This window comes from Burkholderia sp. PU8-34, from assembly GCF_053427725.1.
The window spans coordinates 106,870-132,370 of record NZ_JBSAXC010000014.1; the positions used below are offsets into that span (position 1 = coordinate 106,870).

Annotated in this window: 24 protein-coding genes; 10 read left to right on the forward strand and 14 right to left on the reverse strand. The window is 66.7% G+C overall.

The window, feature by feature from the left end; all coding sequences use genetic code 11:
* Window positions 1–178 precede the first annotated feature (178 nt).
* The 7 genes from ACV22Z_RS27165 to mpl form a co-directional block, all read right to left on the reverse strand.
* Complete coding sequence (locus tag ACV22Z_RS27165) at window positions 179–574, reverse strand: EF-hand domain-containing protein (protein ID WP_448079363.1); 396 nt, start codon at window positions 572–574, stop codon at window positions 179–181.
* A 99-nt stretch (window positions 575–673) separates the two neighbouring features.
* A complete protein-coding gene (locus tag ACV22Z_RS27170) occupies window positions 674–2,290 on the reverse strand; it encodes a S10 family peptidase (RefSeq protein ID WP_448079364.1) in 1,617 nt (538 codons plus the stop codon).
* A 442-nt stretch (window positions 2,291–2,732) separates the two neighbouring features.
* On the reverse strand, window positions 2,733–3,470 hold the full coding sequence (gene mtgA / locus ACV22Z_RS27175) for a monofunctional biosynthetic peptidoglycan transglycosylase (protein WP_448079425.1): 738 nt from the start codon (window positions 3,468–3,470) through the stop codon (window positions 2,733–2,735).
* Window positions 3,471–3,487: 17 nt separating this feature from the next.
* Window positions 3,488–4,354 carry a shikimate dehydrogenase gene (aroE, locus tag ACV22Z_RS27180; RefSeq protein WP_448079365.1) on the reverse strand — a complete coding sequence of 289 codons (867 nt, stop codon included), beginning with the start codon at window positions 4,352–4,354 and terminating at the stop codon, window positions 3,488–3,490.
* Window positions 4,351–6,444, reverse strand: coding sequence for an RNB domain-containing ribonuclease (locus ACV22Z_RS27185; RefSeq protein ID WP_448079366.1), 2,094 nt, complete (start codon window positions 6,442–6,444; stop codon window positions 4,351–4,353). Before ACV22Z_RS27185 ends, aroE begins: the two co-directional genes overlap by 4 nt.
* A gap of 82 nt (window positions 6,445–6,526) precedes the next feature.
* Window positions 6,527–7,096, reverse strand: a complete 570-nt coding sequence (locus ACV22Z_RS27190) for a YqiA/YcfP family alpha/beta fold hydrolase (protein ID WP_448079367.1) — start codon at window positions 7,094–7,096, stop codon at window positions 6,527–6,529.
* Entirely contained in the window at window positions 7,093–8,706 is a 1,614-nt protein-coding gene (mpl, locus tag ACV22Z_RS27195; RefSeq protein WP_448079368.1) for a UDP-N-acetylmuramate:L-alanyl-gamma-D-glutamyl-meso-diaminopimelate ligase, read from the reverse strand. Before mpl ends, ACV22Z_RS27190 begins: the two co-directional genes overlap by 4 nt.
* A gap of 41 nt (window positions 8,707–8,747) precedes the next feature.
* On the opposite strand from mpl, the gene ACV22Z_RS27200 reads away from it, so the two are divergent.
* The 10 genes from ACV22Z_RS27200 to ACV22Z_RS27245 all read left to right on the forward strand — a co-directional run bounded on the left by ACV22Z_RS27200 (window position 8,748) and on the right by ACV22Z_RS27245 (window position 17,295).
* Window positions 8,748–9,392 carry a UDP-N-acetylmuramate--alanine ligase gene (locus tag ACV22Z_RS27200; protein ID WP_448079369.1) on the forward strand — a complete coding sequence of 215 codons (645 nt, stop codon included), beginning with the start codon at window positions 8,748–8,750 and terminating at the stop codon, window positions 9,390–9,392.
* A gap of 7 nt (window positions 9,393–9,399) precedes the next feature.
* Window positions 9,400–9,948: a TlpA family protein disulfide reductase gene (locus ACV22Z_RS27205; RefSeq protein WP_448079426.1), complete on the forward strand. Its 549-nt coding sequence runs from the start codon at window positions 9,400–9,402 to the stop codon at window positions 9,946–9,948.
* Between the two features lie 195 nt (window positions 9,949–10,143).
* Window positions 10,144–10,596: a type II 3-dehydroquinate dehydratase gene (aroQ, locus tag ACV22Z_RS27210; RefSeq protein ID WP_448079370.1), complete on the forward strand. Its 453-nt coding sequence runs from the start codon at window positions 10,144–10,146 to the stop codon at window positions 10,594–10,596.
* A gap of 65 nt (window positions 10,597–10,661) precedes the next feature.
* Window positions 10,662–11,141: an acetyl-CoA carboxylase biotin carboxyl carrier protein gene (gene accB, locus ACV22Z_RS27215; RefSeq protein WP_448079371.1), complete on the forward strand. Its 480-nt coding sequence runs from the start codon at window positions 10,662–10,664 to the stop codon at window positions 11,139–11,141.
* A gap of 85 nt (window positions 11,142–11,226) precedes the next feature.
* Window positions 11,227–12,594 (forward strand): acetyl-CoA carboxylase biotin carboxylase subunit, encoded by a 1,368-nt coding sequence (accC, locus tag ACV22Z_RS27220; protein ID WP_448079372.1) that lies wholly within the window; start codon window positions 11,227–11,229, stop codon window positions 12,592–12,594.
* Between the two features lie 2 nt (window positions 12,595–12,596).
* Entirely contained in the window at window positions 12,597–13,499 is a 903-nt protein-coding gene (gene prmA, locus ACV22Z_RS27225) for a 50S ribosomal protein L11 methyltransferase (RefSeq protein ID WP_448079373.1), read from the forward strand.
* Between the two features lie 45 nt (window positions 13,500–13,544).
* A complete protein-coding gene (locus tag ACV22Z_RS27230) occupies window positions 13,545–15,197 on the forward strand; it encodes a DUF3426 domain-containing protein (RefSeq protein WP_448079374.1) in 1,653 nt (550 codons plus the stop codon).
* Window positions 15,198–15,270: 73 nt separating this feature from the next.
* Window positions 15,271–15,774: a thiol peroxidase gene (gene tpx, locus ACV22Z_RS27235; RefSeq protein WP_448079375.1), complete on the forward strand. Its 504-nt coding sequence runs from the start codon at window positions 15,271–15,273 to the stop codon at window positions 15,772–15,774.
* 89 nt (window positions 15,775–15,863) lie between these two features.
* Window positions 15,864–16,802, forward strand: coding sequence for a carbohydrate kinase family protein (locus ACV22Z_RS27240; RefSeq protein ID WP_448079376.1), 939 nt, complete (start codon window positions 15,864–15,866; stop codon window positions 16,800–16,802).
* 19 nt (window positions 16,803–16,821) lie between these two features.
* Window positions 16,822–17,295, forward strand: coding sequence for a glycine zipper 2TM domain-containing protein (locus ACV22Z_RS27245; RefSeq protein WP_448079377.1), 474 nt, complete (start codon window positions 16,822–16,824; stop codon window positions 17,293–17,295).
* Between the two features lie 203 nt (window positions 17,296–17,498).
* Here ACV22Z_RS27245 and ACV22Z_RS27250 read toward each other — a convergent pair whose 3' ends face one another.
* The 7 genes from ACV22Z_RS27250 to ACV22Z_RS27280 all read right to left on the reverse strand — a co-directional run bounded on the left by ACV22Z_RS27250 (window position 17,499) and on the right by ACV22Z_RS27280 (window position 25,497).
* Window positions 17,499–18,218, reverse strand: a complete 720-nt coding sequence (locus tag ACV22Z_RS27250; RefSeq protein ID WP_448079378.1) for a histone H1-like DNA-binding protein — start codon at window positions 18,216–18,218, stop codon at window positions 17,499–17,501.
* A 28-nt stretch (window positions 18,219–18,246) separates the two neighbouring features.
* Entirely contained in the window at window positions 18,247–18,579 is a 333-nt protein-coding gene (locus ACV22Z_RS27255; RefSeq protein ID WP_448079379.1) for a hypothetical protein, read from the reverse strand.
* An 84-nt stretch (window positions 18,580–18,663) separates the two neighbouring features.
* Window positions 18,664–19,875: a ribonucleotide-diphosphate reductase subunit beta gene (locus tag ACV22Z_RS27260; protein WP_448079380.1), complete on the reverse strand. Its 1,212-nt coding sequence runs from the start codon at window positions 19,873–19,875 to the stop codon at window positions 18,664–18,666.
* 363 nt (window positions 19,876–20,238) lie between these two features.
* On the reverse strand, window positions 20,239–23,214 hold the full coding sequence (locus ACV22Z_RS27265) for a ribonucleoside-diphosphate reductase subunit alpha (RefSeq protein ID WP_448079381.1): 2,976 nt from the start codon (window positions 23,212–23,214) through the stop codon (window positions 20,239–20,241).
* Between the two features lie 451 nt (window positions 23,215–23,665).
* A complete protein-coding gene (gene ampD / locus ACV22Z_RS27270) occupies window positions 23,666–24,256 on the reverse strand; it encodes a 1,6-anhydro-N-acetylmuramyl-L-alanine amidase AmpD (RefSeq protein WP_448079382.1) in 591 nt (196 codons plus the stop codon).
* On the reverse strand, window positions 24,253–24,585 hold the full coding sequence (locus ACV22Z_RS27275; RefSeq protein WP_448079383.1) for a PP0621 family protein: 333 nt from the start codon (window positions 24,583–24,585) through the stop codon (window positions 24,253–24,255). Before ACV22Z_RS27275 ends, ampD begins: the two co-directional genes overlap by 4 nt.
* A 15-nt stretch (window positions 24,586–24,600) precedes the next feature.
* The gene (locus tag ACV22Z_RS27280) at window positions 24,601–25,497 is read right to left on the reverse strand and encodes a cytochrome C assembly family protein (protein ID WP_448079384.1); all 897 of its coding nucleotides are present in this window, start codon (window positions 25,495–25,497) and stop codon (window positions 24,601–24,603) included.
* Window positions 25,498–25,501: the final 4 nt, after the last annotated feature.

A 25,501-nucleotide genomic window follows, 5' to 3' on the forward strand; every position in this document is an offset into this window, starting at 1 on the left:
GTAGGAGCGCACGCATTCAGCTCCAATATTTGAATGCGTTGTCCAGATAATGAGATCGAATGGATGCTGCGGCGAGGTGCGGGAAGACGGGCGCGCAGCGGCGAGCAGCGCGCCCGCGGGAACGGCGTCGGAACCCGCGATCCGCCGCGGGTCCCTCCCCGTTTTCCGCTACGTGGACTTACTGCTGGCTCGCGCCCTGCTGCTGCATGTAGCGCTGCACGTCGCTGAACGACACGCGTCCGCTGCCGGTCGAGTCGATCTGCTTGAAGTGGTTCGCGACGTAGCCGAGCCCGGCTGCGCGCGCCTGCGCTTCGGTCACCGTGCCGGTGTTCTGCGTGTCGGCGGCGCGGAACTGCCGTGCGAGCTTGGCCACCACTTGCGCGTGCAGCGCGGCGCCGGACGTCTGCGTGCCCGCGGTCGGCTTGCGCGCGGCAGGCGGCACGTACGGATCGCCGAGCTGCGCCTGGCGGGACCGTGCGGGCGCGGCATCGCTCGCCTGTGCAAATGCGGACAGGGACGTCACGAGGCTCCCGCACGCGAGCGCCACTGCAACGACGAAAAATCGCTTCTTCATGTCAGGCTCCAGTCTGGAATGAGGTCGTCGACAACCGGCGGGCGAGCGCCGCACGGCGCGCGCGCTGCCGGATGCCCGTCGCCGGGTTCGCGCATCGCGTCAATGCGCGGCCGCGTTGTAGAAGGTCACCAGGTCGGCTTTCTCCTGCGGGCGCGACGTGTCGTCGAGATAGACCATGTGTCCACCCTGATAGTCCCTGATCGTCAGGTTCGGTTGCGACCCGAGCCGCTTGAGATCGAGCTCCGTCTGGTAGAACGGCGTCGCGATGTCGTGATACCCGTTCAGCGACAGCACCTTCAGCGCCGGATTCAGCGTCAGCGCCGCGGCGAGGTCGGGGATCGTGTCGGGCATCGCGAGGCCGTCGTGGCTCCAGTCCCATGTCAGGATCGCATTGCTGCTTACAGAATAGGCCGATTGCGCCGAGTACTTCAGCTCGTTCGGCAGGTAGCTGCCGATCCTGTCGGTGAACGGCTTCGTGATGAACGTGCTCGACGGATCGCCGTCCGCCGCGAGCGAGCTCGACAGCGGCACGTTCACGCGCGCGTCGTAGCGGCCGATCAGCGTGCCCGGGATCAGCGACAGCTGGTAGCTGTTGTCGAAGAACGTCGGGACCACGTTGAAATCGGCATTCCACAGCGATGCCTTCACGCCCGTCGCGTTCACCATCGTCGTGACGAGGCCGTTCGGCGGCTGCGTGTGGCTCGCGAGATACGCGTTCACCGCGCTCACGTACGAGCCAGCCGTCAACTGGCGCATCTGGTCCGCATACTGCGGCAGGTTCGACGGGTTCGGATTGTCGAGCTGGTAGTACGCGCCGACCGTGCCGTAGCTCGGCACGAAGCCCGCGCAGCTCACCGGGCTCGAACCGTTGTTCGAGTTGCCGATGTTGTTGCTCGCCATGTCGCAGTTGCTGTTGTAGTCGAGGATCGACGACTGCAGCACGATGCCCGACAGATTCACGCCGGCCGTCTCGAGCAGGTTCGCGAGCACGTCGGTGCGCGGCGTGCCGTACGACTCGCCGAACAGGTATTTCGGCGAATCGTTGCGCTGGTTCACGGCCAGGTAGCGCATCACGAAGTCGCGGAACGCGCCCGCGTCCTCGTCGACGCCCCAGAAGCTCTGGTTCGTGTTCGGCGCGATCGCTTCGGAGTAGCCGGTGCCGATCGCATCGACGAACACGAGATCGGTCGTGTCGAGCAGGCTCTCGGCGTTGTCGACGAATGGGAACGACGACGTGTTCGCGTTCGGGTCACCCGTCGCGACGCGTCGCGGCCCGAACGAGCCGAGATGCAGCCACACCGACGCGGAACCGGGGCCGCCGTTGTACAGGAACGTGACGGGCCGCTTCGCCGACGGCTGGTTGTCGGCCGTATACGCGACGTAGAAGAACGTCGCTTCGGGCGCGCCCGTCTGCGGATTGCGTGCAGTCAGGTGGCCGGTCGTGGCTGTGTAGCGGATCGTCTTGCCGTTCAGCGTGATCTGGTGATGCGTGACGGCGGCACGTTCTAGCGCGGCGGACGCGTCGATCGACGCGGTCGGACTCGAGGAGTAACTGTTGGGATCGTTGTACGCCTTGTCCGCCAGGGCGGCGGGATCGGCTGAGCTGTCGGCGCTTGCGGAACCGGAGGCCGACGTCACGTCGTCTCCGTTGCACGCCGCCAGGATCAGCGAAGAGAGAACCACACCAAATAACAGCTTCGCTTTGCTCGCTGGCATCGTTGTTTTTCCTTCTCTCGAATGTCGTTTGTTGTGTCGAGCAGCCGGGTAAGCCGCCCCCCGCCTCAGATGCGCGGCCGATAGGCCGAGGCGCTGGCCAATATACGCGAACCGACCCTCTTTGAAAAATTTGGAAATATTTGAGCGCAGCACGGTGCGGCGCACACCTTTCGAAATCGCTTCGAATTCCGAAACGTTGTGTTTCATGCGCCTTTCAGACGGATATCTGTTTATCTGCCGCCGCTAAACCCGCGCGAAGTCCGGGACATATCTGCAAACAGACCTTCCCCGGATGGCGGTATTGCTCAGGAAAGTGAAATAGATGAATTCGTCTAGACATTGCGCGCGTGATGCGCGGCAACGCACATTCGCCGCAGCGCAACAATGACGTCGCAATGACGGAACGGACAAGCGGACAGAATTACGGACGAAACCCGCGTGCTCACTCCGTCTGCGGCAGCGCGGCCGCGCCCATGCGCCGCGCGATGACGGCCGCGCGCTGCGCCTGGTATGCGGTGCCGCGATGCGCGTCGAACCAGCGCGGCTTCGGCAGCATCACCGCGAGCCGCGCGGACTGCCATGCGCCGAGCCGGTTCGCGGAAGTCCGGTAGTAATAGCGCGCGGCCGCGTCGGCGCCGTATACGCCGCGCCCCCATTCGACGGAATTCAGGTAGATCTCGAAGATCCGCTCCTTGTCGAGCAGCGTCTCGAGCATCCACGTGATGATCAGTTCCTGGCCCTTGCGGATGTAGCTCTTCTCGCGCGACAGGAACAGGTTGCGCGCGAGCTGCTGCGTGATCGTCGAGCCGCCGGCGACGATGCGGCCGCGCGCCTTGTTCTTCTCCCACGCCTGCAGGATCGCGTCGACGTCGTAGCCGTTGTTGGTCGCGAAGGTTGCGTCCTCCGACGCGATGATCGCGCGCTTCAGGTTGCGCGAGATCTGGTCGTACGGCACCCATTGATGCCGGATCGACGCCGGTGGGTTGTCGCGCGACAGCCACCATGCATCGGTGCGCATGAACGCGGTCGAGCCCGGATTCACGACCGACCAGATCGCGATCTGCGCGAAGTAGAAGAGCTGCGTCGCGAGCCACGCGCCGGCGAACACCGCGCCCGCATAGACGATCCAGCGGGCCGGACCGACCGCCCGCGCGCGTTGCGCGCCGCTCACCGCCACCACCACTTGCGTGCTCCGGCTCAGTGTGCGGCGAGTGCCTGGCGCAGCGCCGCGAGCACCGGCGCACCGTCCGGCCGCACGCCGCGCCAGACGAAGAACGATTCGGCCGCCTGCTCGACGAGCATCCCGAGCCCGTCGGCCACGCGCGCGCCGAGCGACGCCGCGTGCTGCATGAACACGGTCGGGTGCGCGCCGTACATCATGTCGTACGCGAGCGTGCCCGCGCCGAACACGGCCGGATCGCATTCCGGCAGCGCGGCGTCGAGGCTGCCGGCCGTCGCGTTGATCACCACGTCGTACGGTTCGGCACGCAGGGTGTCCGGGCCGCCGCCCGCGAGCGTGCAGCCCGCGTCGTGCGCGGCCTGCGTGAACTGGCCGACGAGCGCTTCCGCCTTGCTCGCGGTGCGGTTCACGATCGTGATCGACAGCGGCGCGCGATCGAGCAGCGGCAGCACGACGCCGCGCGCGGCGCCACCCGCGCCGAGCAGCAGGATGCGCGTGCCGGCGAGCTGCACGCCGAGATTCGTCTCGATGTCGCTCACGAGGCCGACGCCGTCGGTGTTGTCGCCATGAATCCGGCCATCGGCGTCGAAGCGCAGCGTGTTCACCGCGCCGGCAGCGGCCGCGCGCGGCGACAGCGTGTCGGCAAGCGCGTGCGCGTCGAGCTTGAACGGCACCGTGACGTTCGCGCCGCGCCCGCCTTCGGCGATGAACGCGCGCACGGCGGCCTCGAAGCCGTCGACGGGCGCAAGCCGGTGCTCGTAGACGATCGGCTCGCCCGTCTGCGCGGCGAACTGCGCGTGGATGAACGGCGACTTGCTGTGTGCCACCGGATTACCGAACACGACGTAGCGGTCCTGCCCGCTCGCCGAAACGGCCGAATTCATGATGCGCGCTCCTCCTCGTTGTCGTTGTTTTCGGCAGCCGCGCCATCGCTGGCGGCCGCGCCGGCGTCCGTCTGCGCTTCGGCGAGCGCCTCGGCCTCGGATTCCGCCGAAGCGTCGTCCGCGTCGAGCAGCACGTCATCGCCGCTTTCGCCGTCTTCCTCGTCTTCAGCCGCTTCGCCGCCCGTCACGGCCGGCGCGTCGAGCACGTTCAGCAGCCGCACCGACGCCTCGATCGTCAGCTCGTCGATCGACATCACGTCGAGCAGCACGCGCGTGCCGCGTGCATGCACGCCGAGCGCCGGCACGTGCAGCAGCAGCGGCACGTCCTCGAGCCGCACGAGATCGCCCTTCACGACGCTCGCGACGACCTGCTTCTTGCCTTCCTGCGTCAGCCAGCGCAGGCACCAGAAATATTCCATCCGGCGCTGGTAGTCGGCATACGCGGAATAGGTATCGTCGAAGCCCTGCACGACTGCGTACAGGTCGGCGTCCTTCGGCTTGAACGGCGCGGCGAGCTTCGCGGTCACGCCGTGCTGCACGCACGCGAGCAGCTGCCACTGGTTGACGAGGTCGACGTAGCGACGCAGCGGCGACGTGCTCCACGCGTATTGCGGCACGCCGAGGCCTTCGTGCGGCGCGGCCGTCGTCTGCATCCGCGTGCGCTTCGGGCCCGGCGCGCCGAAGCCGCGCTGGGACCGATAGATGCCGGGCACCGTGTGGTCGTGCAGGAACGCGCCCCACGTCGAGTTCGCAAGAATCGCGAGTTCCGACACGATCAGGTCGAGCGGCGACCCGCGGCGGCGCGGCGTGATCGTGATGTGCTCGCCGTCGACGTAGAAGTTGTAGTCGGTGTTGCGCTGCACTTCGCGCTTCAGCCCGTAGCCCGCGCGCGCCTGCTGGCGCTTCTCGAACAGCGCCTGCGCGAGCGGCCACAGCACCGCGATGTCGTCCTTGTGCGGATAGTCGCCGCTGCCGTCGGCGAGCGTCTGTTCGGTGACGAGCTCGTCGAGCGTGTTGTGGCGCAGGTTGTTCTTCACGAACACGAGCTCCGCGCGCGTCTCGTTCGCGACGATGTCCTGCGTGTCGCGATTCACGATGATGTACAGCGACAGCGCCGGGCGGTAGTCGCCCTCCTTCAGCGTGAACACGTCGACGACGTCGTCGGGCAGCATCGTGATCTTGTCGCCGGGCATGTAGACGGTCGACAGGCGCCCGCGCGCGATCGCGTCGACCGCGTCGCCGCGCGCGATGCCGAGCGCCGGCGCCGCGATGTGCACGCCGATCCGCACCCGGCCGTCGGACAGATGCTCGACCGAGAACGCGTCGTCGATCTCGGTCGTCGTGATGTCGTCGATCGAGAACGCCTCGACGTCGGCGCGCGGCAGGTCGTCGGGCAGCGCACCGACGCTGACGGGCGGAAAGCCGGTGCCGTGCGGGAAGAATTCGGCGAGGAAGCGCGCCTCGTGCAGCGCGCGCGCGGACGCGATGCCGCCGCAGTCGAGCATCAGCCGCGCGGGCGACACGCCGCGCGCGCCGGCCGCCGCCTCGAGCGCCTTGTATTCGATCGCGTTCTTGTCCGGACGGGTCAGCAGCGCGAGCACCTTGCCGTCGAACGCTTCCGGCAGCTTGCCGGCCTTCAGCTCCTCTTCGTACTGCGCCTGGACGAGCGCCTGCTGGCGCTTGCGCTCGAGCGACGCGAGCGCCATCTTGAGCTGCTCTTCCGGCGCGCGCTGGTACTGGCCCCGCCCCTTGCGGCGGAAATAGACGGGCGAGCCATGCAGGCGCAGCACCAGCGCCGCGCGCTCGACCGGGCCGTACGACGCGCCGAAGTACTCGTCGGCGAGCGTCGCATACGCGAACTCCTCGGCCGGCGCGCATTCCCACAGGAAATCCAGGTCGATCTGCTGCGCGGCCTCATCGGCCTGCTGCATCAGCTCGCCCGCGGCCGGCTTCTCGAATTCGATCAGCACGTCCTTCGCGCGTACCTTCGCGCGCCGCCCGCCGGGCAACTCGACCTGAAACGCATCGCCCTGGCGCGACAGCACGCTGCCCGCCTTGAAACTGCCCGATTCCTCGAAGAAAACGTTCACTCAGTACTCTCGTTCAGACTGCCGGGCGCCGCCGTCGACGGGGCGCCGCGTGATGATTGGGGTTCGATGGCCTGCAGCCGGTTCATGTCGCGGGGCTGTCGCAAAATGCGAGAACGTCGTCGACATAGTCGGCAAATTCGCTGATTCCGTGATCGCTGCCTTCGATCACGCGGGTTCGCGCACCCGGGTAATGGGCGAGCATCTCGCGATAGTCGAGCACTTCGTCGCCCGTGGCCGCGAACAGATAGTAGCGCTCGGGGCGCGTGATCGCCGGCACGCGCAGCGCGTCGAGCTCATCCAGATGATGCCGCTCGACGACGATCGTGCCGCCGCCATGCCATAGCGGCTGCTCGCCGAGATGCTGCTCGAGGTCGCGCTGCGGCACGGTCGCCGGATTCAGCAGCACGGCCTTCCAGCCGTGCTTCTCCGCGAGCCACGTTGCGTAATAGCCGCCGAGCGAGCTGCCGATCACCGTCACGTCGCGTGCGCCGGCGACTTCGGCTTCCGCCGCCGCGATCGCGTCGAGCGGCGCCATCGACAGCATCGGGCAGCGCCATTCGGCGGTGCGTCCGAGTGCGTCCATCCGTGCGGCGAGCAGTTGCGACTTCGCCGACTGCGGCGACGAGCGAAAGCCGTGCAGGTACAGGATCACGCGCGGCTCCCGCCGGCGTCGAGCGCGTCGAGCAGCTTCTGGTGGACGCCGCCGAAGCCGCCGTTGCTCATCACGAGCACGTGGTCGCCCGGGCGCGCGGCCGCCGCGACAGCCTTCACCAGCAGATGGAGATCGTCGAACGCGCGCGCCTTGTCGCCGAGCGGCGCGAGCGCTTCGCCGAGGTTCCAGCCGAGCGCGTCGCGGCCGGCCGGTGCGCCGTAGCCGAACACGAGATCGGCATCGGCGAGGCTCGCCGGCAATTGCGACTTCATCACGCCGAGCTTCATCGTGTTCGAGCGCGGCTCGAGCACGGCGAGAATGCGGGTGTTTTGCCCGCCGATGCGCGCACGAAGGCCGGCGATCGTGGTTTCGATCGCGGTCGGGTGATGCGCGAAGTCGTCGTAGACGGTCACGCCGTTCACGCTGCCGCGCACTTCCATGCGGCGCTTCACGTTGCGGAACGACGCGAGGGAAGCTGCCGCCTGCGCGGGCGGCACGCCGACGTGGCGCGCGGCGGCGATCGCCGCGAGCGCGTTCATCCGGTTGTGCTCGCCCTGCACCTGCCACGCGACTTCGCCGAGCCGTTCGCCGCGCCAGTAAACGGCAAAGCGCTCGTCGACCGGCACACCGTCCTCGGCGGGCAGCGCCTGCCAGCCGCCGTCGACGCCGAAGCGCTCGACCTCGCTCCAGCAGCCGCGCGCGAGCACGCGCTCGAGCGCGTCTTCTCGGCCGTTGCTGACCAGCCGCCCGACGCCCGGCACGGTGCGCACCAGGTGATGGAATTGCGTCTCGATCGCAGCGAGATCCGGGAAGATGTCGGCGTGATCGAATTCCAGGTTGTTTAGCACCGCGGTGCGCGGCCGGTAATGGACGAACTTCGAGCGCTTGTCGAAGAACGCGGTGTCGTATTCGTCGGCCTCGATCACGAAGAAGCTCGAATCGGTCAGCCGCGCGGACACGCCGAAGTTCAGCGGCACGCCGCCGATCAGGAAGCCCGGGTTCAGGCCGGCATCCTCGAGCAGCCATGCGAGCATCGACGACGTCGTCGTCTTGCCGTGCGTGCCGGCGACCGCGAGCACCCACTTGCCGGCGAGCACATGCTCGCCGAGCCACTGCGGGCCCGACATGTAAGGCAGGCCGCGATCGAGGATCGCTTCCATCAGCGGATTGCCGCGCGTCACGACGTTGCCGATCACGAACAGGTCGGGCTTCAGGTCGATCTGCTCGGCGCCGTAGCCTTCGATCAGCTGGATGCCCTGTGCCTCGAGCTGCGTGCTCATCGGCGGATAGACGCCCGCGTCGCAGCCGGTGACCGTGTGCCCCGCCGCGCGCGCGAGAACGGCCAGACCGCCCATGAAGGTGCCGCAGATGCCAAGAATGTGGATGTGCATAGGTGAATGCTTTCGCGCCGCCGGGCGCCGTCGATTCGGAAAGGATAGTTCTGCGGCGCGCCGGACAGGCCGCGCGGCCGGCGCCCGGCCAACGCATGTTGCCGCGACACAAAGAGCGCTATTGTAACTGACGGCCAGCCGCCCCCGGCGCCCCGCGCGACGCAAGCGGGCCCCGCCACGGGCGCCGGGCGCCGGGCGCCGGGCGGCGCGCGGCCGCACCGCGTCCGGGCGCCGCGGCGATCGAGTATGATTGCCGCATCATGTCTCGCAAACCCTTAGTCGATCCGCGGCGCGTCCGCGAGGAAATTGCCCAGGCCGCCGCGCGCCTCATCGCGGAGGACGGCCTGGACTACGCCGGCGCGAAGCGCAAGGCCGCGCGCCAGTTGCTCGGCGACTCGCGCGTTGCCGGCGAATGGCTGCCGGATAACGACCTGATCGAGGAAGCGCTGCGCGAATATCTCGTACTGTTCCAGAGCGACACGCAGCCCGACGAACTGCGCCGCCTGCGCGAAGTCGCGCTCGACTGGATGCGGCGGCTCGCCGACTTCAATCCGTATGTGACGGGCGCCGTGCTGAACGGCACTGCAAACGCGCATTCGGACATTCACCTGCAGACGTTTACCGACAACCCGAAGGACGTCGCGATCTCGCTGCTGAACCAGAACGTCCAGTACGACGTGTCCGAAACCCGCCACTTTGCGGGCCGCGGCGACGTCGAGACGCTGAGCTTCCTGTGGCGCATACAGCGCGACGCGGACGCCGTGGGCATCCACGTCGCGCTGTATGCGAGCGACGACCTGCGCGGCGCGGTGAAGGCCGACGCCCGCGGCCGGCTGCCGCGTGCCGATGCGGCCGCGCTGCGCGCGCTCCTCGCGGCGAGCGACGTCCCTTCCGAACCCACCTGATCCGATGATGAATATGAAACGCATGCTGGCGCTCGCCGTCGTCGCGGCGGCCGCCGTCGCGGGCGGCCTCGCTGCCGGCCACTGGTTCCGCGGCGCCCCGGCCGACTCCGTCGCCGAGGCCGCGCCCGCCCCCGGCAACCCGGTCGACCAGCTGTGGGCCGCCGCGCTGACCGACGTCGACGGCAAACCGGCGACGCTGGCTTCGTTCAAGGGCCAGAAGATCGTCGTCAACTTCTGGGCGTCGTGGTGCGGCCCGTGCGTCGAGGAGATGCCGGAACTCGTCGCACTGTCGCACGAGTACAAACAGAAAGGCATCCGCTTCGTCGGGATCGGCGTCGATTCCGGGCAGAACGTGAAGACCTTCCTGCAGAAAGTGAAGGTCGACTATCCGGTTTTCGTCAGCGGCTACGCCGGCGCCGATCTGGCCCGTAATTTCGGAAATACGGCTGGCGCGCTGCCTTTTACCGTCGTGATCGACGAACATGGCAAAATCCGCGAGACAAAATTAGGACAAATCCAGCCGGCCGAACTGAAAAAGACGCTCGATGCGCTTTGAGCCGGACGTGCGCACGCGCTGCACGTTGCCGGCGATTTGTATTGCGATCGACGCAATTTCGCGTGAATTCGCCGATACTTTGCGCGCACGCCGGTAATTCTTACAGGCGTCGCGCGGATGGCCGTTCGGCAAAACTAGACAAATTTCTCTAAATAGCGCTAAAGTTCGCGCAATTCCGCAGAAATAGAAGCGACCATGACACGATTGCTGGTGCTGCACGGCCCGAACCTGAACCTTCTCGGCACCCGGGAACCGGAGGTGTATGGCCGCGTCACGCTCTCGCAGATCGATCAGGCGCTCGCCGCGCGCGCGCAGGAAGCCGGTGCCGAACTGACGTCGTTCCAGAGCAACCACGAAGGCGCGCTCGTCGACCGCATCCAGGCCGCGCGGGATGAACAAACCGATTTCATCCTGATCAATCCGGCCGCGTACACGCACACTAGCGTCGCAATCCGGGACGCGATTGCCGGCGTCGGCATCCCGTTCGTCGAGATTCACCTGTCGAACGTGCACCGCCGCGAAGCGTTCAGGCACCACTCCTACTTTTCCGACCAGGCCGAAGGCGTCATCTGCGGGCTCGGCTGGAAAGGCTACCTGTACGCGCTCGAATACGCGCTCGACAAGCTGCAAGGCGCGTCGCGCGGCTGATTTCACGATCTAGATTCAGCGCCGGCTCCAACCGGCGCTTTCACGTATTGAAAGGGGAATTCCCGATGGATCTTCGTAAGCTGAAAACTCTGATCGACCTCGTCTCCGAGTCCGGCATCTCCGAGCTGGAAGTGACGGAAGGCGAAGGCAAGGTGCGTATCGTCAAGAACGCGCCGCCGGTCTACGTGCAGCCGACGGGCGGATATGCCCCGCAAATCAGCATGCCCGCGCAAACGATGGCACTGCCGGCCGAGGGCGCGGCCGGTGCTGCGTCGGCCGGCGGCGCGGCACCCGCGGCCGCCGCGCCGCAGGGCCACGTCGTGACGTCGCCGATGGTCGGCACCTTCTACCGTGCGCCGTCGCCGGGCGCGGACCCGTTCGCCCAGGTCGGCGACACGGTCAAGGAAGGCCAGACGCTCTGCATCATCGAAGCGATGAAGCTCCTCAACGAGATCGAGTCGGACAAGGCCGGCGTGATCAAGGAAATCCTCGTCGAGAACGGCCAGGCCGTCGAATACGGCCAGCCGCTCTTCGTGATCGGCTAAAGTCCGCCGCGCGGCTTCCCCGCCGCGCGCCGCCGATGCTCGCCAGGCGCCGCTCGCGCGCCCCTCGAAGAGACGAATAATCACTATGTTTGAAAAAATCCTCATTGCCAACCGCGGTGAAATCGCGCTGCGCATCCAGCGCGCGTGCCGCGAGCTGGGCGTCAAGACGGTGGTCGTCTACTCGGAAGCCGACAAGGAAGCCAAGTACGTGCGCCTCGCGGACGAAGCCGTCTGCATCGGCCCCGCCCCGTCGAACCTGAGCTACCTGAACATGCCCGCGCTGATCAGCGCGGCGGAAGTCACCGACGCCGAGGCGATCCACCCCGGCTACGGCTTCCTGTCAGAGAACGCCGACTTCGCGGAACGCGTCGAGCAGTCGGGCTTCACGTTCATCGGCCCGCGTCCGGAAACGATCCGCCTGATGGGCGACAAGGTCACCGCGAAGCAGACGATGATCAAGACCGGCGTGCCGTGCGTGCCGGGCTCGGAAGGCGCATTGCCGGACGATCCGAAGGAGATCGTGAAGATTGCGCGCGCGATCGGCTATCCGGTCATCATCAAGGCCGCGGGCGGCGGCGGCGGCCGCGGGATGCGCGTCGTGCACACCGAGGCTGCGCTCGTCAACGCGGTCAACATGACCCGCGAGGAAGCCGGCCGTGCGTTCGGCAACCCGCAGGTGTACATGGAGAAATTCCTCGAAAACCCGCGCCACATCGAGATCCAGGTGCTGTCCGACGCGCACAAGAACGCGCTGTGGCTCGGCGAGCGCGACTGCTCGATGCAGCGCCGCCACCAGAAGGTGATCGAGGAAGCGCCGGCGCCCGGCATCCCGCGCCGCCTGATCGACCGGATCGGCGATCGCTGCGCGGACGCGTGCAAGAAGATGGGCTACCTCGGCGCGGGCACGTTCGAATTCCTGTACGAGAACGGCGAGTTCTACTTCATCGAGATGAACACGCGCGTGCAGGTCGAGCACCCGGTGTCGGAGCTGATCACGGGCGTCGACATCGTGCAGGAACAGATCCGCATCGCGGCCGGCGAGAAGCTCGCGCTGCGCCAGCGCGACGTCCAGTTCCGCGGACATGCGATCGAATGCCGGATCAACGCCGAAGATCCGTTCAAGTTCACGCCGTCGCCGGGCCGGATCACGTCGTGGCATACGCCGGGCGGCCCGGGCGTGCGCGTCGACTCGCATGCGTACAATGGCTATTTCGTACCGCCGAACTATGATTCGATGATCGGCAAGCTGATCACCTACGGCGCGACCCGCGAGCAGGCGATCAGCCGGATGCGCATCGCGCTGTCGGAAATGGTGGTCGAAGGCATCCAGACCAACATCCCGCTGCACCGCGAGCTGATGATCGACTCGAAGTTCGTCGAAGGCGGCACCAGCATCCACTACCTCGAAAACCGGCTCGCACAGAAGCAGCAGGTCGCACCGGAAGAAGCGTAAGCATGAGCTATCGCGAACTCGTCGTCGAACTGGCCCGGGAGCATGCGGAGGCACTGTCCGACGCATTGCTCGAGCTGGGTGCGCTGTCGGTGTCCGTCGAGGACGCCGATGCCGATACGCCTGACGAGCAGCCGCTCTTCGGCGAACCGGGCCTCGTGCCCGACCGCACTGCGTGGCAGCACTCGCGCGTGGTCGCGCTCCTGCCGCCCGATCACGATCCGGCCGTGCTGCTCGCTGCGGCCGCGAACGACATCGGTCTTTCGGCGGCGCCGAAGTTTGACGTGCGCGAAGTCGAGGAACAGGACTGGGTGCGTCTTACGCAATCGCAATTCGATCCGATCCCGATCGGCGAGCGGATCTGGGTCGTGCCGTCGTGGCACGACGCGCCGGACCCCGACGCGCTCGTGCTCGAGCTCGATCCGGGCCTCGCGTTCGGCACCGGCAGCCATCCGACGACGCGCCTCTGCATGGAATGGCTCGAGCAGTCGGTAAAGCCCGGCCAGTCGGTGCTCGACTACGGCTGCGGCTCGGGGATCCTCGCGATCCTCGCGCAGAAATGCGGGGCGAACCCCGTCGTCGGCGTCGACATCGATCCGCAAGCGGTCGAATCGGCGCGGCAGAACAGCGAACGCAACCGTGCCGACGTCACGTACGGGCTGCCGGACGAATGCCCGGCCGGCGAATTCGACATCGTCGTCGCCAACATCCTGTCGAATCCGCTGAAGCTGATGGCGTCGATGCTCGCGTCGAAGGTGAAGCCGGGCGGGCGCATCGCGCTGTCGGGCGTGCTCGCGCGCCAGGCGGACGAAGTCGCGGCCGTCTATGCACGCTACGTCGACATCTCGGTCTGGCGCGAGCACGAAGGTTGGGTATGCCTCGCCGGAACCCGGCTGGAAAGCCATTAGAATAGCGCTGTCCTTCACTCTGGCCAGCAGGCCGCCCGGCTCGACATGCTTCTTGCGACGCGCTGCCCTCATTGCGAAACCGTGTTCCGCCTGCAGCAGGAACAGCTGGCGTTACACGGCGGGCTCGTGCGCTGCGGGCACTGCCAGCAGGTCTTCGATGCGGCCGCGTCGCTCGTCGACGAACACGCGGCGCAGCCCGAGCCGGCCGTAGCGGATGCGGCGCACGGCGATAGTGCCGTCGCCCGCTCGGCCGATGCGGCAAGCACTGCCGAAAGCGGCGCCGTCGAAGCGCATGCAACCGGCGAATCCGCCGTCGAAGCGCGCGACACCGGTCGCTCCGCTGCTAAGGTTTCTGCTGCTGAGGTTTCCGCTGCTCAGGTTCCCACTGCTGAGGTTCCTGCTGCCGAGGTTCCTGCCGCCGACGCTCCCGCTGCCGAAGTTCCCGCTGCCGAAGTTCCCGCAGCCGAGGTTTCTGCCGCCGAGGTTCCCGCTGCCGAGGTTTCTGCCGCCGAAGCTCCTGCTCCCGAAGCAGCGCATGGCGAGGGTCAACACGCGGTGTCCCCACCGCGACTGTTCGTCGAGACCACGCACGAAGAACGACCCGCGCATGCCAACTTCCGTCCCGATCACTGGGACATGTGGGCGCCGTGGCTCGACGGCAACGTCGATCCGGCGCTTCAGCACAGCGTGCGCAGCGTCAGCACCGAACCGCTCGTTCCTGTCTCGCTGCCCGACAGCGGCGTGACATCCGGCGCCGAGCCAGGCGTCGTCCGCCTGACGGGTACGCCGCAGCCCTCGTCCCCCGTTTCCCCGGCAACGACCGATGCGTCCGCCTCAGGCGCATTGCCGCCGATTTCGCCGACGCACGGCGACGAACCGGCGGCTTCGGCATTTGCAGCCCTCGGCGCGGCGCACGACGCGCGCGAACCGCACCTCGCGGCCGACCAGCCGCCCGCATCGCCCGACGAAGAGCAGACCGCCGCCGATCACGCGCCGTTTTCCGCGCCCCGCGATGCGCACGAACCGCGTTTCGTCACCGATATCCATCACGCACCGGCCCCGGCAACGCCCGCCGATGACGATCGCGCGGCCGGCCGCACCGAGCGCGAGCCGCGTTTCGCAGCCGATGCGCCGCGCGAACCGTTCACGGCCGCCCCCGATGACGACGACCGTCCGCATTTCACCGTCACGCGCGAAACGCGCGCGCCGGCACGGCGCGGCCTGCTCGGCGGCTTCCTCGGCGGCCTCGTGGCCGCCGCACTCGCGGTGCTGCTCGTCGTGCAGCTCGCGTGGTGGCAGCGCGAGTCGCTGATGATCTACTGGCCGGTCACGCAGGGCTGGTTCCGGCAACTGTGCGCGCCGCTCGGCTGCACGGTCGCGCCACCGCGCGCGATCGACGGGTTGCGGCTCGACGCGACCGACCTGCGCCAGATCGACGGCCCGCGCGTGCTCGAGCTGAAGGCGCCGCTGACCAATCGCTACCGTGTCGCGCTCGCGTACCCGTCGCTCGAGCTGACATTGCTCGACGACACCAATCACATCACCGTGCGCCGCGTGCTCGCCCCGCGCGAGTACGTCCGCCCCGGCACGCCGATCGAAGCCGGGCTGCCGGCCGGCGCGACACAGACGATGATCGTCCGCCTCGACACGAACGGCGCCCCCGCATCGAATTTCCGCGTCCAGATCTTCTATCCTTGACGCCCCGCGGCGCGCAGACGCGCGCCCGTCTCAACCCGCGCGTCCACGCGACGCGCTACTTCGGAGCACGAACATGAGCAAAGTTACGCTGGGTGGCAACCCGATCGACATCGCCGGCACGTTCCCGGCCGTCGGCGCACAAGCCCCCGATTTCTCGCTGGTCGGCAAGGACCTCGCCGACCTGACGCTCGCCAGCTTCGCCGGCAAGCGCAAGGTGCTGAACATCGTGCCGAGCCTGGACACGCCGACCTGCGCAACGTCGACCCGCAAGTTCAACGAAGCCGCATCGTCGCTCGACAACACCGTCGTGGTCGTCGTGTCGGCCGACCTGCCGTTCGCCGCAACGCGCTTCTGCACGACCGAAGGCCTCGCGAACGTGCTGACCGCATCGACGTTCCGCACCGGCCGCGCGTTCGCGAACGCGTACGGCGTCGACGTGACGAGCGGCCCGCTGAACGGCCTGACCGCACGTGCCGTCGTCGTGCTCGACGCCGACAACAAGGTGCTGCACGCACAGCTCGTCGGCGAGATCAAGGACGAGCCGAACTACGACGCCGCGCTCGCCGCCCTCAAGTAATCCCGGCTGCCGCCCGTGCCGCGCGGCGCCCGCTGGGCGCGCGCACGCCGGGCGGCGCCACCAACACGCTCATTACAGGAACGCACGCCTTGACTACGCTGATCTGCGGCTCGCTCGCCTACGACAACATCATGACCTTCGAGGGCCGGTTTCGCGAGCACATCCTGCCCGACCAGGTTCACCTTCTCAATGTGAGCTTTCTCGTGCCGACGATGCGCCGCGAATTCGGCGGCTGCGCAGGCAACATCGCGTACGCGCTGCACATGCTGGGAGGCGATGCGCGCATCATGGCGACGCTCGGCGCAAACGACGCGGACCGCTATCTCGAGCGTCTCGACGGCCTCGGCCTGTCGAAGGCAAACGTGCGCGTGGTGCCCGATACGCACACCGCGCAGGCGATGATCACGACCGATCTCGAGAACAACCAGATCACGGCCTTCCACCCGGGCGCGATGATGCAGTCGCACGCGAACCGCGCGGACGAAGTGCCGGGCGTGAAGCTCGGCATCGTCGCGCCGGACGGCTTCGACGGCATGGTGCAGCACGCCGAGCAATTCGCGCGCGCGGGCATCCCGTTCATCTTCGATCCGGGCCAGGGCCTGCCGCTTTTCGACGGTGCGACGCTGCGCCGCATCATTGAACTCGCCACGTTCGTCACGGTCAACGACTACGAAGGCAAGCTCGTCAGCGACAAGACGGGCTGGTCGGAACAGGAAATCGCCAGCCGGGTCCAGGCGTTGATCATCACGCGCGGCGAGCACGGCGCCACCATTCTTCACAAAAACGGCGAAGAACAGATTCCCGCGGTGCCCGCCGAGCGCGTCGTCGATCCCACCGGCTGCGGCGACGCCTTCCGGGGCGGCCTGCTGTACGGCATCGAAAACGGCCTCGACTGGGCGACCACGGGGCGCCTGGCCAGCCTGATGGGCTCGATCAAGATCGCTCACCAGGGGCCGCAAACCTACTCGCTGACTCGCGCCGAGATCGATGCACGCTTCGAGGCTGCGTTCGGCTACAGTCTCAAATGAATATTGTGGGAGAGCACAAATGTTGACGAAAAAGACCCTCACACTCGGGGCCATGCTGACCGCCACGCTGACGCTGGCGGGCTGCTTCACGCCGCCGGGCTCGGCCGACGTCTATAGCGTCGGCCAGGCGCAGCGGGAGCAGACCGTGCGGATGGGCACGGTCGAAAGCGTCCGCGCGGTACGGATCCAGTCCGACGGCGGCGGCAGCGCGATCGGCACGCTCGGCGGCGGCGCGCTCGGCGCGGTCGCGGGCAGCGCGATCGGTGGCGGCAAGGGCTCGATCCTGACCGCCATCGCAGGCGGTCTCGCGGGCGCGGTCGCAGGCAACGCGATCGGCGAGAACCTCAGCACCGCGAACGGTGTCGAAATCACCGTGCGCCTCGACAACGGCGACATGCGCTCGATCACGCAGGCGGCAAGCGGCGAAGTGTTCCGCGCCGGCGAACGTGTGCGGCTGCTGTCGAGCGGCGGCGTCACGCGCGTCACGCACTGACCGGTATCCTCAGCACGCGGCGCAAGCCGCGGTCGAACGCATGCGCGAAGCTGCGCATGCGTTTTTTTTCGCCTGCGCGCGCCGCGCTGCCGCGCGCGGACGAAAAAAATCCCGCCACCTGAGCCTGATGGCGGGACCGATTGAGTAGCGCTACTCAACCCGCGGACACCGCATGAGTGTCCGGGTGACGGTGCAATCCGCGATTACGGACGGCTGCCGGTCGGGAACGGCCACGCTGCTGCCGGGTTGAGCGCGGTCTTCACGCCCGATGCCGGCGCAACCGATGCGGTCGACGCGGTCGTCGCCGGTGCCGCCTTCTTCACGACAGCCTTCTTCGGCGCAGCAGCTTTCTTCGGCGCAGCTGCCTTCTTCGCAGGGGCAGCAGCAGGGGCAGCAGCAGCCGTCGTGACGGGCGCAGCCTTCTTCGCCGGTGCGGCCTTCTTCGCAGCAGCCTTCTTCGCCGGTGCAGCCTTCTTCGCCGGTGCAGCCTTCTTCGCCGGTGCAGCCTTCTTCGCCGGTGCAGCCTTCTTCGCAGCAGCCTTCTTCGCCGGTGCAGCCTTCTTCGCTGCGACCTTCTTCACGGCAACCTTCTTCGCTGCGACCTTCTTGACCGCTGCCTTCTTGGCCGGTGCCGCCTTCTTCGCAGCAACCTTCTTCGCAGCAACCTTCTTCACTGCAACTTTCTTCGCAGCGACCTTCTTGGCAGCAACCTTCTTCGTTGCGACCTTCTTGGCTGCAACCTTCTTCGCTGCCGCCTTCTTCGCCGGTGCCGCCTTCTTCGCAGCAACCTTCTTCACAGCGACCTTCTTGGCCGCAACCTTCTTCACTGCAGCGGCCTTCTTCGCCGGCGCGGCAGCCTTCTTCGCTACGGTCTTCTTCGCAGCAGCCTTCTTCGCAGCCGGTTTCTTCTTGGCAGTAGCCATGTTGTTCTCCTTCAGGTTCAGATGAGAGTCAGTTCAAACTACACCCTTCGTCAAAACCCGCTTCCCGCGGACGCTGTTCAGGACGTGCGCTGCGAAGCGGGCTATTCATCGGCGTACGCGGATACCACGCGCTTACGCTAATGAATACGGTATGGCGCACGTGACCATCGGGCCTCGCGCGCCAAATCAAGTCGGCGGCCGGCACACCACGCGCCGCCACCCAAGATCGCTTGAGCTTGATCAAGCGGACGGCCACACGGCCATCCGCTTTTTCCGGAGGGAAGTTTGCCCATCCCACTGAAGGGTTCGCAAAGTGCCTGTCGTGTCGTTGGGCCGTTAAGGCACCGGGCATGCTTTGCATCAGGCGTTCTTGCTCCTAAACCTTGTGCCGGGGCCGAGAGGCCGCCGGCTTCAACATCGTCGTGACGTGTGTCGCTGCTGCCGGTTATTCCCAGGACAGCGCGCCACCCGTCTGATACTCGATCACGCGCGTCTCGAAGAAGTTGCGTTCCTTCTTCAGGTCGATCATCTCGCTCATCCACGGGAACGGGTTTTCCTCGTTCGGGTACAGCGGATCGAGGCCGATCTGCTGGCAACGGCGGTTGCAGATGAAACGCAGATAGCTCTTGAACATCGACGCGTTCAAACCCAGCACGCCGCGCGGCATCGTGTCCTCGGCGTAGCGGTATTCGAGATCGACAGCCTGCTTGAACAGCTCGCGGATCTCCGCACGGAACTCGGCGGTCCACAGGTGCGGGTTTTCGAGCTTGATCTGGTTGATCAGGTCGATGCCGAAATTGCAGTGCATCGACTCGTCGCGCAGGATGTACTGATATTGCTCTGCAGCACCCGTCATCTTGTTCTGGCGGCCGAGCGCGAGGATCTGCGTGAACCCGACATAGAAGAACAGGCCTTCCATGATGCAGGCGAACACGATCAGCGACTTCAGCAGCTTCTGATCCGCCTCGAGCGTGCCGGTCTTGAAGGCCGGGTCCGTCAGCGTGTGGATGAACGGGATCAGGAATTCGTCTTTCGCACGGATCGACGTGACCTCGTGGTACGCATTGAAGATCTCGCCTTCGTCGAGACCGAGCGATTCGACAATATATTGGTACGCGTGCGTGTGGATCGCTTCTTCGAACGCCTGGCGCAGCAGGAACTGCCGGCACTCCGGCGCCGTGATGTGGCGGTACGTGCCGAGCACGATGTTGTTCGCGGCGAGCGAGTCGGCCGTCACGAAGAAGCCGAGGTTGCGCTTGACGATGCGGCGCTCGTCTTCGGTCAGGCCGTTCGGATCCTTCCACAGCGCGATGTCGCGGGACATGTTGATTTCCTGCGGCATCCAGTGGTTCGCGCAACCGGCCAGATACTTTTCCCACGCCCACTTGTACTTGAACGGCACCAGCTGATTGACGTCAGTCTGGCCGTTGATGATGCGCTTGTCGGCGACATTCACGCGCGCTTCCGAACCGGCAGCGGGAACAGCTGATGCTAGCGGTGCGACCGCAAGATCGCCTTGGAAAATGTCACGAGCCTGTTGGGCGGCAGGCGCTGCAGCCTGCATTCCGACAGCCGTGCCTGCGGGGGTGCGCATCGCGTTTTGCTGCGCTCCGCTCGCGGGCGTTACGGCGGTCATCTCGTCATCCCAGTTGAGCATAAATTCTCACCATCAATTTAGAACGGTTTGTACCATCTTTTCCTGAGCGATAAAAGGGCTCGCTCACGAAAAATCCCTTTTTCGATTCGCGTTGCGACCTCGATACAACACTTTGAGCAACGCATCGTCGTTCATGCAGCGCGCGACGTGTGCCGCGCGTGTATCGCGAGGTGCGCTCGACGTATCGAACGCCGATCGAAACGTGGTGCCGTCGGGGCTGCTTCGATCGCTTGTCACCGCCTGCAACGCGTGTGCCGCGTTACAGATTCCTTATCATTTTTTTAGTTGAGAGCGGCGCGCACTTCAACCTTTATCGGTTGCCGTGCGCGCCGCGTGGTGCCTCGCCGAGTCAGATGCGCGGCGTTACTGGCACGCTTCACACTCGTCGAAGCCCGCATCACCCGGACGCAGCGTGCACACCGGGCCATCCGCCTCGACCGGCGCGGCGCTCATCGCGCCTGCCGACGACGCTTCGCCGCCCGCCGCACCGAAGCCGCCCGCTGCGCCTTGCGCACCACCGCCCGCGCCACCGCTCGTCGGCACCGCGTTCAGCGCGCCGTGCGCGACCGTCGACTTCTCGACGTGCGTCGCCGCCATCGTGCGCAGGTAGTACGTCGTCTTCAGGCCGCGCAGCCATGCGAGCTTGTAGACCTCGTCGAGCTTCTTGCCCGACGCGCCGCCCATGTAGATGTTCAGCGACTGCGCCTGGTCGATCCACTTCTGGCGACGCGACGCCGCCTCGACCAGCCACGTCGGATCGACTTCGAACGCGGTCGCGTAGATCGCGCGCAGGTCGGCCGGGATGCGGTCGATGCGCGACAGCATGCCGTCGAAGTACTTCAGGTCCGCGACCATCACCTCGTCCCACAGGCCGCGCTCCTTCAGGTCGCGCACCAGGAACTCGTTGACCACCGTGAATTCGCCCGACAGGTTCGACTTCACGTACAGGTTCTGGAAGGTCGGCTCGATGCACGCCGACACGCCGATGATGTTCGAGATCGTCGCCGTCGGCGCGATCGCGACGCAGTTCGAGTTGCGCATGCCGTGCGTCGCGATCCGCGAACGCAACTCCGTCCAGTCGAGCGACTCCGACGTGTCGACCTCGACGTAGCCGCCGCGCGCTTCCGTCAGCAGCTTCAGCGTGTCCTGCGGGAGGATGCCGCGATCCCACAGCGAGCCGCGGTAGCTCGAGTAGCGGCCGCGTTCCTCGGCCAGCTCGGTCGACGCGTAGTACGCGTAGTAGCAGACCGCTTCCATCGAACGGTCGGCGAACTCGACCGCCGCTTCCGACGCGTACGGCGTGCGCAGCAGGTGCAGGCAGTCCTGGAAGCCCATGATGCCCATGCCGACCGGGCGGTGCTTCAGGTTCGAGTTACGCGCCTTCGGCACCGCGTAGTAGTTGATGTCGATCACGTTGTCGAGCATGCGCATCGCGACGCTGATCGTGCGCTTGAGCTTGTCGTGGTCGAGCGCGTAGCTGCCGTCCGCCTGCTTCACGAGGTGCGCGACCAGGTTCACGGAGCCCAGGTTGCAGACTGCGATCTCGGTGTCGCTCGTGTTCAGCGTGATTTCCGTGCACAGGTTCGACGAGTGGACGACGCCGACGTGCTGCTGCGGCGAGCGCACGTTGCACGGATCCTTGAACGTGATCCACGGGTGGCCGGTCTCGAACAGCATGCCGAGCATCTTGCGCCACAGCTGCTGCGCCGGGATCTTCTTGAACAGCTTGATCTCGCCGCGAGCGACCTTGGCCTCGTACGCCGTGTAGGCGGCCTCGAACTCGGCGCCGAACTTGTCGTGCAGGTCCGGGCAGGTCGACGGCGAGAACAGCGTCCAGTCGGCGCCTTCCATCACGCGCTTCATGAACAGGTCGGGAATCCAGTTCGCCGTGTTCATGTCGTGCGTGCGGCGGCGGTCGTCGCCGGTGTTCTTGCGCAGCTCGAGGAATTCCTCGATGTCGAGGTGCCACGATTCGAGATACGCGCACACCGCGCCCTTGCGCTTGCCGCCCTGGTTGACCGCGACCGCGGTGTCGTTGACGACCTTCAGGAACGGCACGACGCCTTGCGACTTGCCGTTCGTGCCCTTGATATGCGAGCCGAGCGCACGCACGCGGGTCCAGTCGTTGCCGAGGCCGCCGGCGAACTTCGACAGCAGCGCATTTTCCTTCAGCGCTTCATAGATGCCGTCGAGATCGTCCGCGACCGTCGTCAGGTAGCACGACGACAGCTGCGAGCGGTGGGTGCCCGAGTTGAACAGCGTCGGCGTCGAGCTCATGAAGTCGAAGCTCGACAGCACGTTGTAGAACTCGATCGCACGCGCTTCACGGTCGATTTCATTCAGCGACAGGCCCATCGCGACGCGCATGAAGAACGCCTGCGGCATTTCGATGCGGGTGCCGTCGACGTGCAGGAAGTAGCGGTCGTACAGCGTCTGCAGGCCGAGGTAGCCGAACTGCAGGTCGCGGTTCGCGTCGAGCGCTGCGCCGAGGCGCGCCAGGTCGAACTGCAGCAGCTTGTCGTCGAGCAGGCCGGCGTCGACGCCGCGCTTCAGGAACTGCGGGAAGTACTCTGTGTAGCGGCTCGACATCTCGGCCTGGACCACTTCCTCGCCGAGGATCTCGCGGCGGATCGTGTGCAGCAGGATGCGCGCCGTGACCTGGCTGTACGCCGGGTCCTTCTCGATCATCGTGCGGGCCGCCAGGATCGCCGAGTCGTACACCTGGCTCATCGGCACGCCGTCGTACAGGTTCTTCACCGTCTCCGCGACGATCGGGTCGGGGTTAACCGCAGTGCCGAGGCCGTCACAGGCCGACACGATCAGCGCGCGCAGCGCGTTCAGGTCGAGCGGACGCGTGACGCCCTTGTCGACGACGTTGATGCCGCCGCTCGATTCGACCACGGCCGCTTCCTCGCCCGCATGCTGGCGCTCGAGGTGGCGCTTCTCGCGATACAGCACGTACGCACGCGCGACGTTGTGCTCGCCGCCGCGCATCAGCGCGAGCTCGACCTGGTCCTGGATGTCCTCGATATGGAACGTGCCGCCGTTCGGGCGGCTGCGCACGAGCGCGCGCACGACGTTGTGCGTCAGCTGCTCGACGAGTTCGCGCACGCGCGCCGATGCCGCGCCCTGCCCGCCATTGACGGCCAGGAAAGCCTTGGTCACCGCGATCGCGATCTTCGAAGGCTCGAACGAGACCACGCTGCCGTTACGGCGGATCACCTTGTAGTCGGCGAACGTGGCCTGCGGCGCGAGCGCGTGCGCGCCTTGTTCGGTCCCGCCGAGAGGGCGGCTCGAGGCGCTCTCGTACTGGGACGTCGCGTTGTCGGTGGTTTGCATGTGCAAAGCTCCTGGTGTTGGATGGTGCGGAGAGAACCGCGGATTAAAACGAACGCTGCGCAATGCGATGCGCGAGCGGTAAGACGCGAGCGATGTGTCGAAGGGGTCGGTTCGGTCGTGGCGATACACGTGATGCCGTGTCGTGCTTCGTCATGTGTATCGCGACCCGTCGATGTTCGCTGCGCTGGTCGCGACGCCCTGACCGCCCGGCCTGGCGCGCCGCCCTGAGAACGCTGTCCGCCGACGTTGCCCGCCGGCCGGTGCCGCTCGGGTTCCCCCTGCGACACACACTACATCTAGTGCAGAACCGCTCAACTGGCACCAAGTATAGTGGACATTCGAACGACGTCCAACTGGATAATTTGCGCGATAGCCCTTGACATCGCTCGCGCGCAGACGCGGCAAGGCATTGGTCGGAGAAAAAAAATTTACGTGCCGGAAAACCGTACGCTCAGTGCTGCCGGAAAGGAAAGTATTCGGCGGAAAGGCCGGCATCGCCTGCGAAGCGTTGCCAATCGAAGTGCGGGCCGGGGTCGGTCTTCCGCCCCGGCGCGACGTCGGCATGACCGGCGAACGCGTCCACCGGATAGCGGGCGGCGAGCGCGCGCGCAAGCGTGGCGAGCGTCGCGTACTGCGCGGCCTCGAACGGCACGTCGTCCGCGCCTTCGAGTTCGATGCCGATCGAGAAATCGTTGCAGCGCGGCCGGCCGAAGAAATCGGACGCGCCCGCGTGCCATGCCCGCTCGTCGCACGACACGAACTGCACGAGTTCGCCGTCGCGACGGACGAGGAAGTGCGCGGACACGCGCACGCCGCGCAGGTGAGCCTGGTAATAAGGGTGCGTGTCGCAGTCGAGACGGTTCAGGAACAGCGCCTCGATCGCATCGCCGCCGAACTCGCCGGGCGGCAGGCTGATGTTGTGGACGACGACGAGCGTCGGCACGGCGCCGGCCGGACGTGCCTCGAAGTTCGGCGACGGCGCGTGGCGCGCTTCGCGCACCCAGCCGTTCCCGTCGATCGACAAAGACGGCGTGCCGCTCATCGCGCGTCGCGCTCGCTCGCGCGCGCTGCGTGGCGCTGCGCATGATCGGTGCTGCAGAAGTATTCGCCGCCTGCGGAGACCGCGTCGCCCTTCGGCGCATGCACACCGCATTCGGCGCAGCGCACCATCGGCTCGGGGAGCGACTGCGCGTCACCGGCGCGCGTGGCACCTGCGCCGCCGCCATATCCCGACGCACCGTTGCCGGGCCCGGCTTCACGACCGGCGCCCTGCCCGGCCCGCGCCTGCGCCTGCGCCTGCGCCTGGCGCAGCTTGCGCTGGATCCACGAGCCCGCGAAGAACAGGAGGATGAGGAGAAGTATCTGTCGCATCGGAAAAACGGACGGTCAAATCACGGAGCGGTGCAGCAGCACCTCGAACACAAAGCGGCTGCCGACATACGCGAGCAGCAGCGCGGCGAACGACACGAGCACCCAGCGCGCGGCCGCGCGACCGCGCCAGCCCGACGTCCTGCGCGCAATCAGCAGCCCGCCGAACATCAGCCACGACAGGATCGCGAACACGGTCTTGTGGTCGAGCCGCAGCGCGCGCGCGTCGACCTGCTCGCTGAACAGCATCCCCGACGCGAGCGTCAGCGTCAGCAGTACGAAACCCGCGCCGATCAGCCGGAACAGCAACTTCTCGAGCGTGAGGAGCGGCGGCAGCGTCTCGAGCCAGCTCGCGATCCAGCCCGTCGAGCCCGTGCGTCCGCCGCTCCTCAGCGACTGCAGGCGCCGCTCGACCATCAGCATCAGCACCGCGTGCAGCGCCGCGATCGCGAACAGGCCGTACGCGATGTTCGCGATCAGGAAGTGCAGCTTGAACAGCGGCGCTGCGGCATAAGGCAGCACCCGCACGCCGCCGAACACGAGCGGCAGCAGCGACGCGCCGCACGCGAGCGGCAGCACGAGCAGGCGCAGGCTGTCGAGCGGGAAGAAAAAGCTCTCGATCCAGTAGATGCCGGCGCCGAGCCAGAACATCGCGGACAGCGCGAACGCGAAGCCGAACACCATCGCGTCGTGCGGAAAGATCGTCATGTGGAGCAGCACGCCGTGCGCGACGAGCGCAGCGAACAGCAGCGCGCGGCCCGCGCCGCTCATGCCTGAGGCGGCGGACGCCGGGACCGGCACGGCCGGTACGCTCGCGACGAGCGGCGAAGCCACGCCCTGGCGGTGCGCGCGCCAGCCGGCGACGGCGAGACCGCCGTACAGGATCGCAGTGAGGGCATACAGTACAATATCCATGTTC

Excerpts from the sequence above, each read along its gene's own strand:
- tpx (WP_448079375.1), top strand. The coding sequence starts at position 15,271 with ATGAGCAAAGTTACGCTGGGTGGCAACCCGATCGACATCGCCGGCACG.
- ACV22Z_RS27245 (WP_448079377.1), top strand. The coding sequence starts at position 16,822 with ATGTTGACGAAAAAGACCCTCACACTCGGGGCCATGCTGACCGCCACG.
- ACV22Z_RS27265 (WP_448079381.1), bottom strand. The coding sequence starts at position 23,214 with ATGCAAACCACCGACAACGCGACGTCCCAGTACGAGAGCGCCTCGAGC.
- accB (WP_448079371.1), top strand. The coding sequence starts at position 10,662 with ATGGATCTTCGTAAGCTGAAAACTCTGATCGACCTCGTCTCCGAGTCC.
- ACV22Z_RS27205 (WP_448079426.1), top strand. The coding sequence starts at position 9,400 with ATGAATATGAAACGCATGCTGGCGCTCGCCGTCGTCGCGGCGGCCGCC.
- ACV22Z_RS27170 (WP_448079364.1), bottom strand. The coding sequence starts at position 2,290 with ATGCCAGCGAGCAAAGCGAAGCTGTTATTTGGTGTGGTTCTCTCTTCG.
- ACV22Z_RS27260 (WP_448079380.1), bottom strand. The coding sequence starts at position 19,875 with ATGCTCAACTGGGATGACGAGATGACCGCCGTAACGCCCGCGAGCGGA.
- ampD (WP_448079382.1), bottom strand. The coding sequence starts at position 24,256 with ATGAGCGGCACGCCGTCTTTGTCGATCGACGGGAACGGCTGGGTGCGC.
- ACV22Z_RS27230 (WP_448079374.1), top strand. The coding sequence starts at position 13,545 with ATGCTTCTTGCGACGCGCTGCCCTCATTGCGAAACCGTGTTCCGCCTG.
- ACV22Z_RS27255 (WP_448079379.1), bottom strand. The coding sequence starts at position 18,579 with ATGCAAAGCATGCCCGGTGCCTTAACGGCCCAACGACACGACAGGCAC.
- ACV22Z_RS27250 (WP_448079378.1), bottom strand. The coding sequence starts at position 18,218 with ATGGCTACTGCCAAGAAGAAACCGGCTGCGAAGAAGGCTGCTGCGAAG.
- accC (WP_448079372.1), top strand. The coding sequence starts at position 11,227 with ATGTTTGAAAAAATCCTCATTGCCAACCGCGGTGAAATCGCGCTGCGC.
- aroQ (WP_448079370.1), top strand. The coding sequence starts at position 10,144 with ATGACACGATTGCTGGTGCTGCACGGCCCGAACCTGAACCTTCTCGGC.
- ACV22Z_RS27280 (WP_448079384.1), bottom strand. The coding sequence starts at position 25,497 with ATGGATATTGTACTGTATGCCCTCACTGCGATCCTGTACGGCGGTCTC.
- ACV22Z_RS27165 (WP_448079363.1), bottom strand. The coding sequence starts at position 574 with ATGAAGAAGCGATTTTTCGTCGTTGCAGTGGCGCTCGCGTGCGGGAGC.
- prmA (WP_448079373.1), top strand. The coding sequence starts at position 12,597 with ATGAGCTATCGCGAACTCGTCGTCGAACTGGCCCGGGAGCATGCGGAG.
- ACV22Z_RS27275 (WP_448079383.1), bottom strand. The coding sequence starts at position 24,585 with ATGCGACAGATACTTCTCCTCATCCTCCTGTTCTTCGCGGGCTCGTGG.
- ACV22Z_RS27200 (WP_448079369.1), top strand. The coding sequence starts at position 8,748 with ATGTCTCGCAAACCCTTAGTCGATCCGCGGCGCGTCCGCGAGGAAATT.
- aroE (WP_448079365.1), bottom strand. The coding sequence starts at position 4,354 with ATGAATTCGGCCGTTTCGGCGAGCGGGCAGGACCGCTACGTCGTGTTC.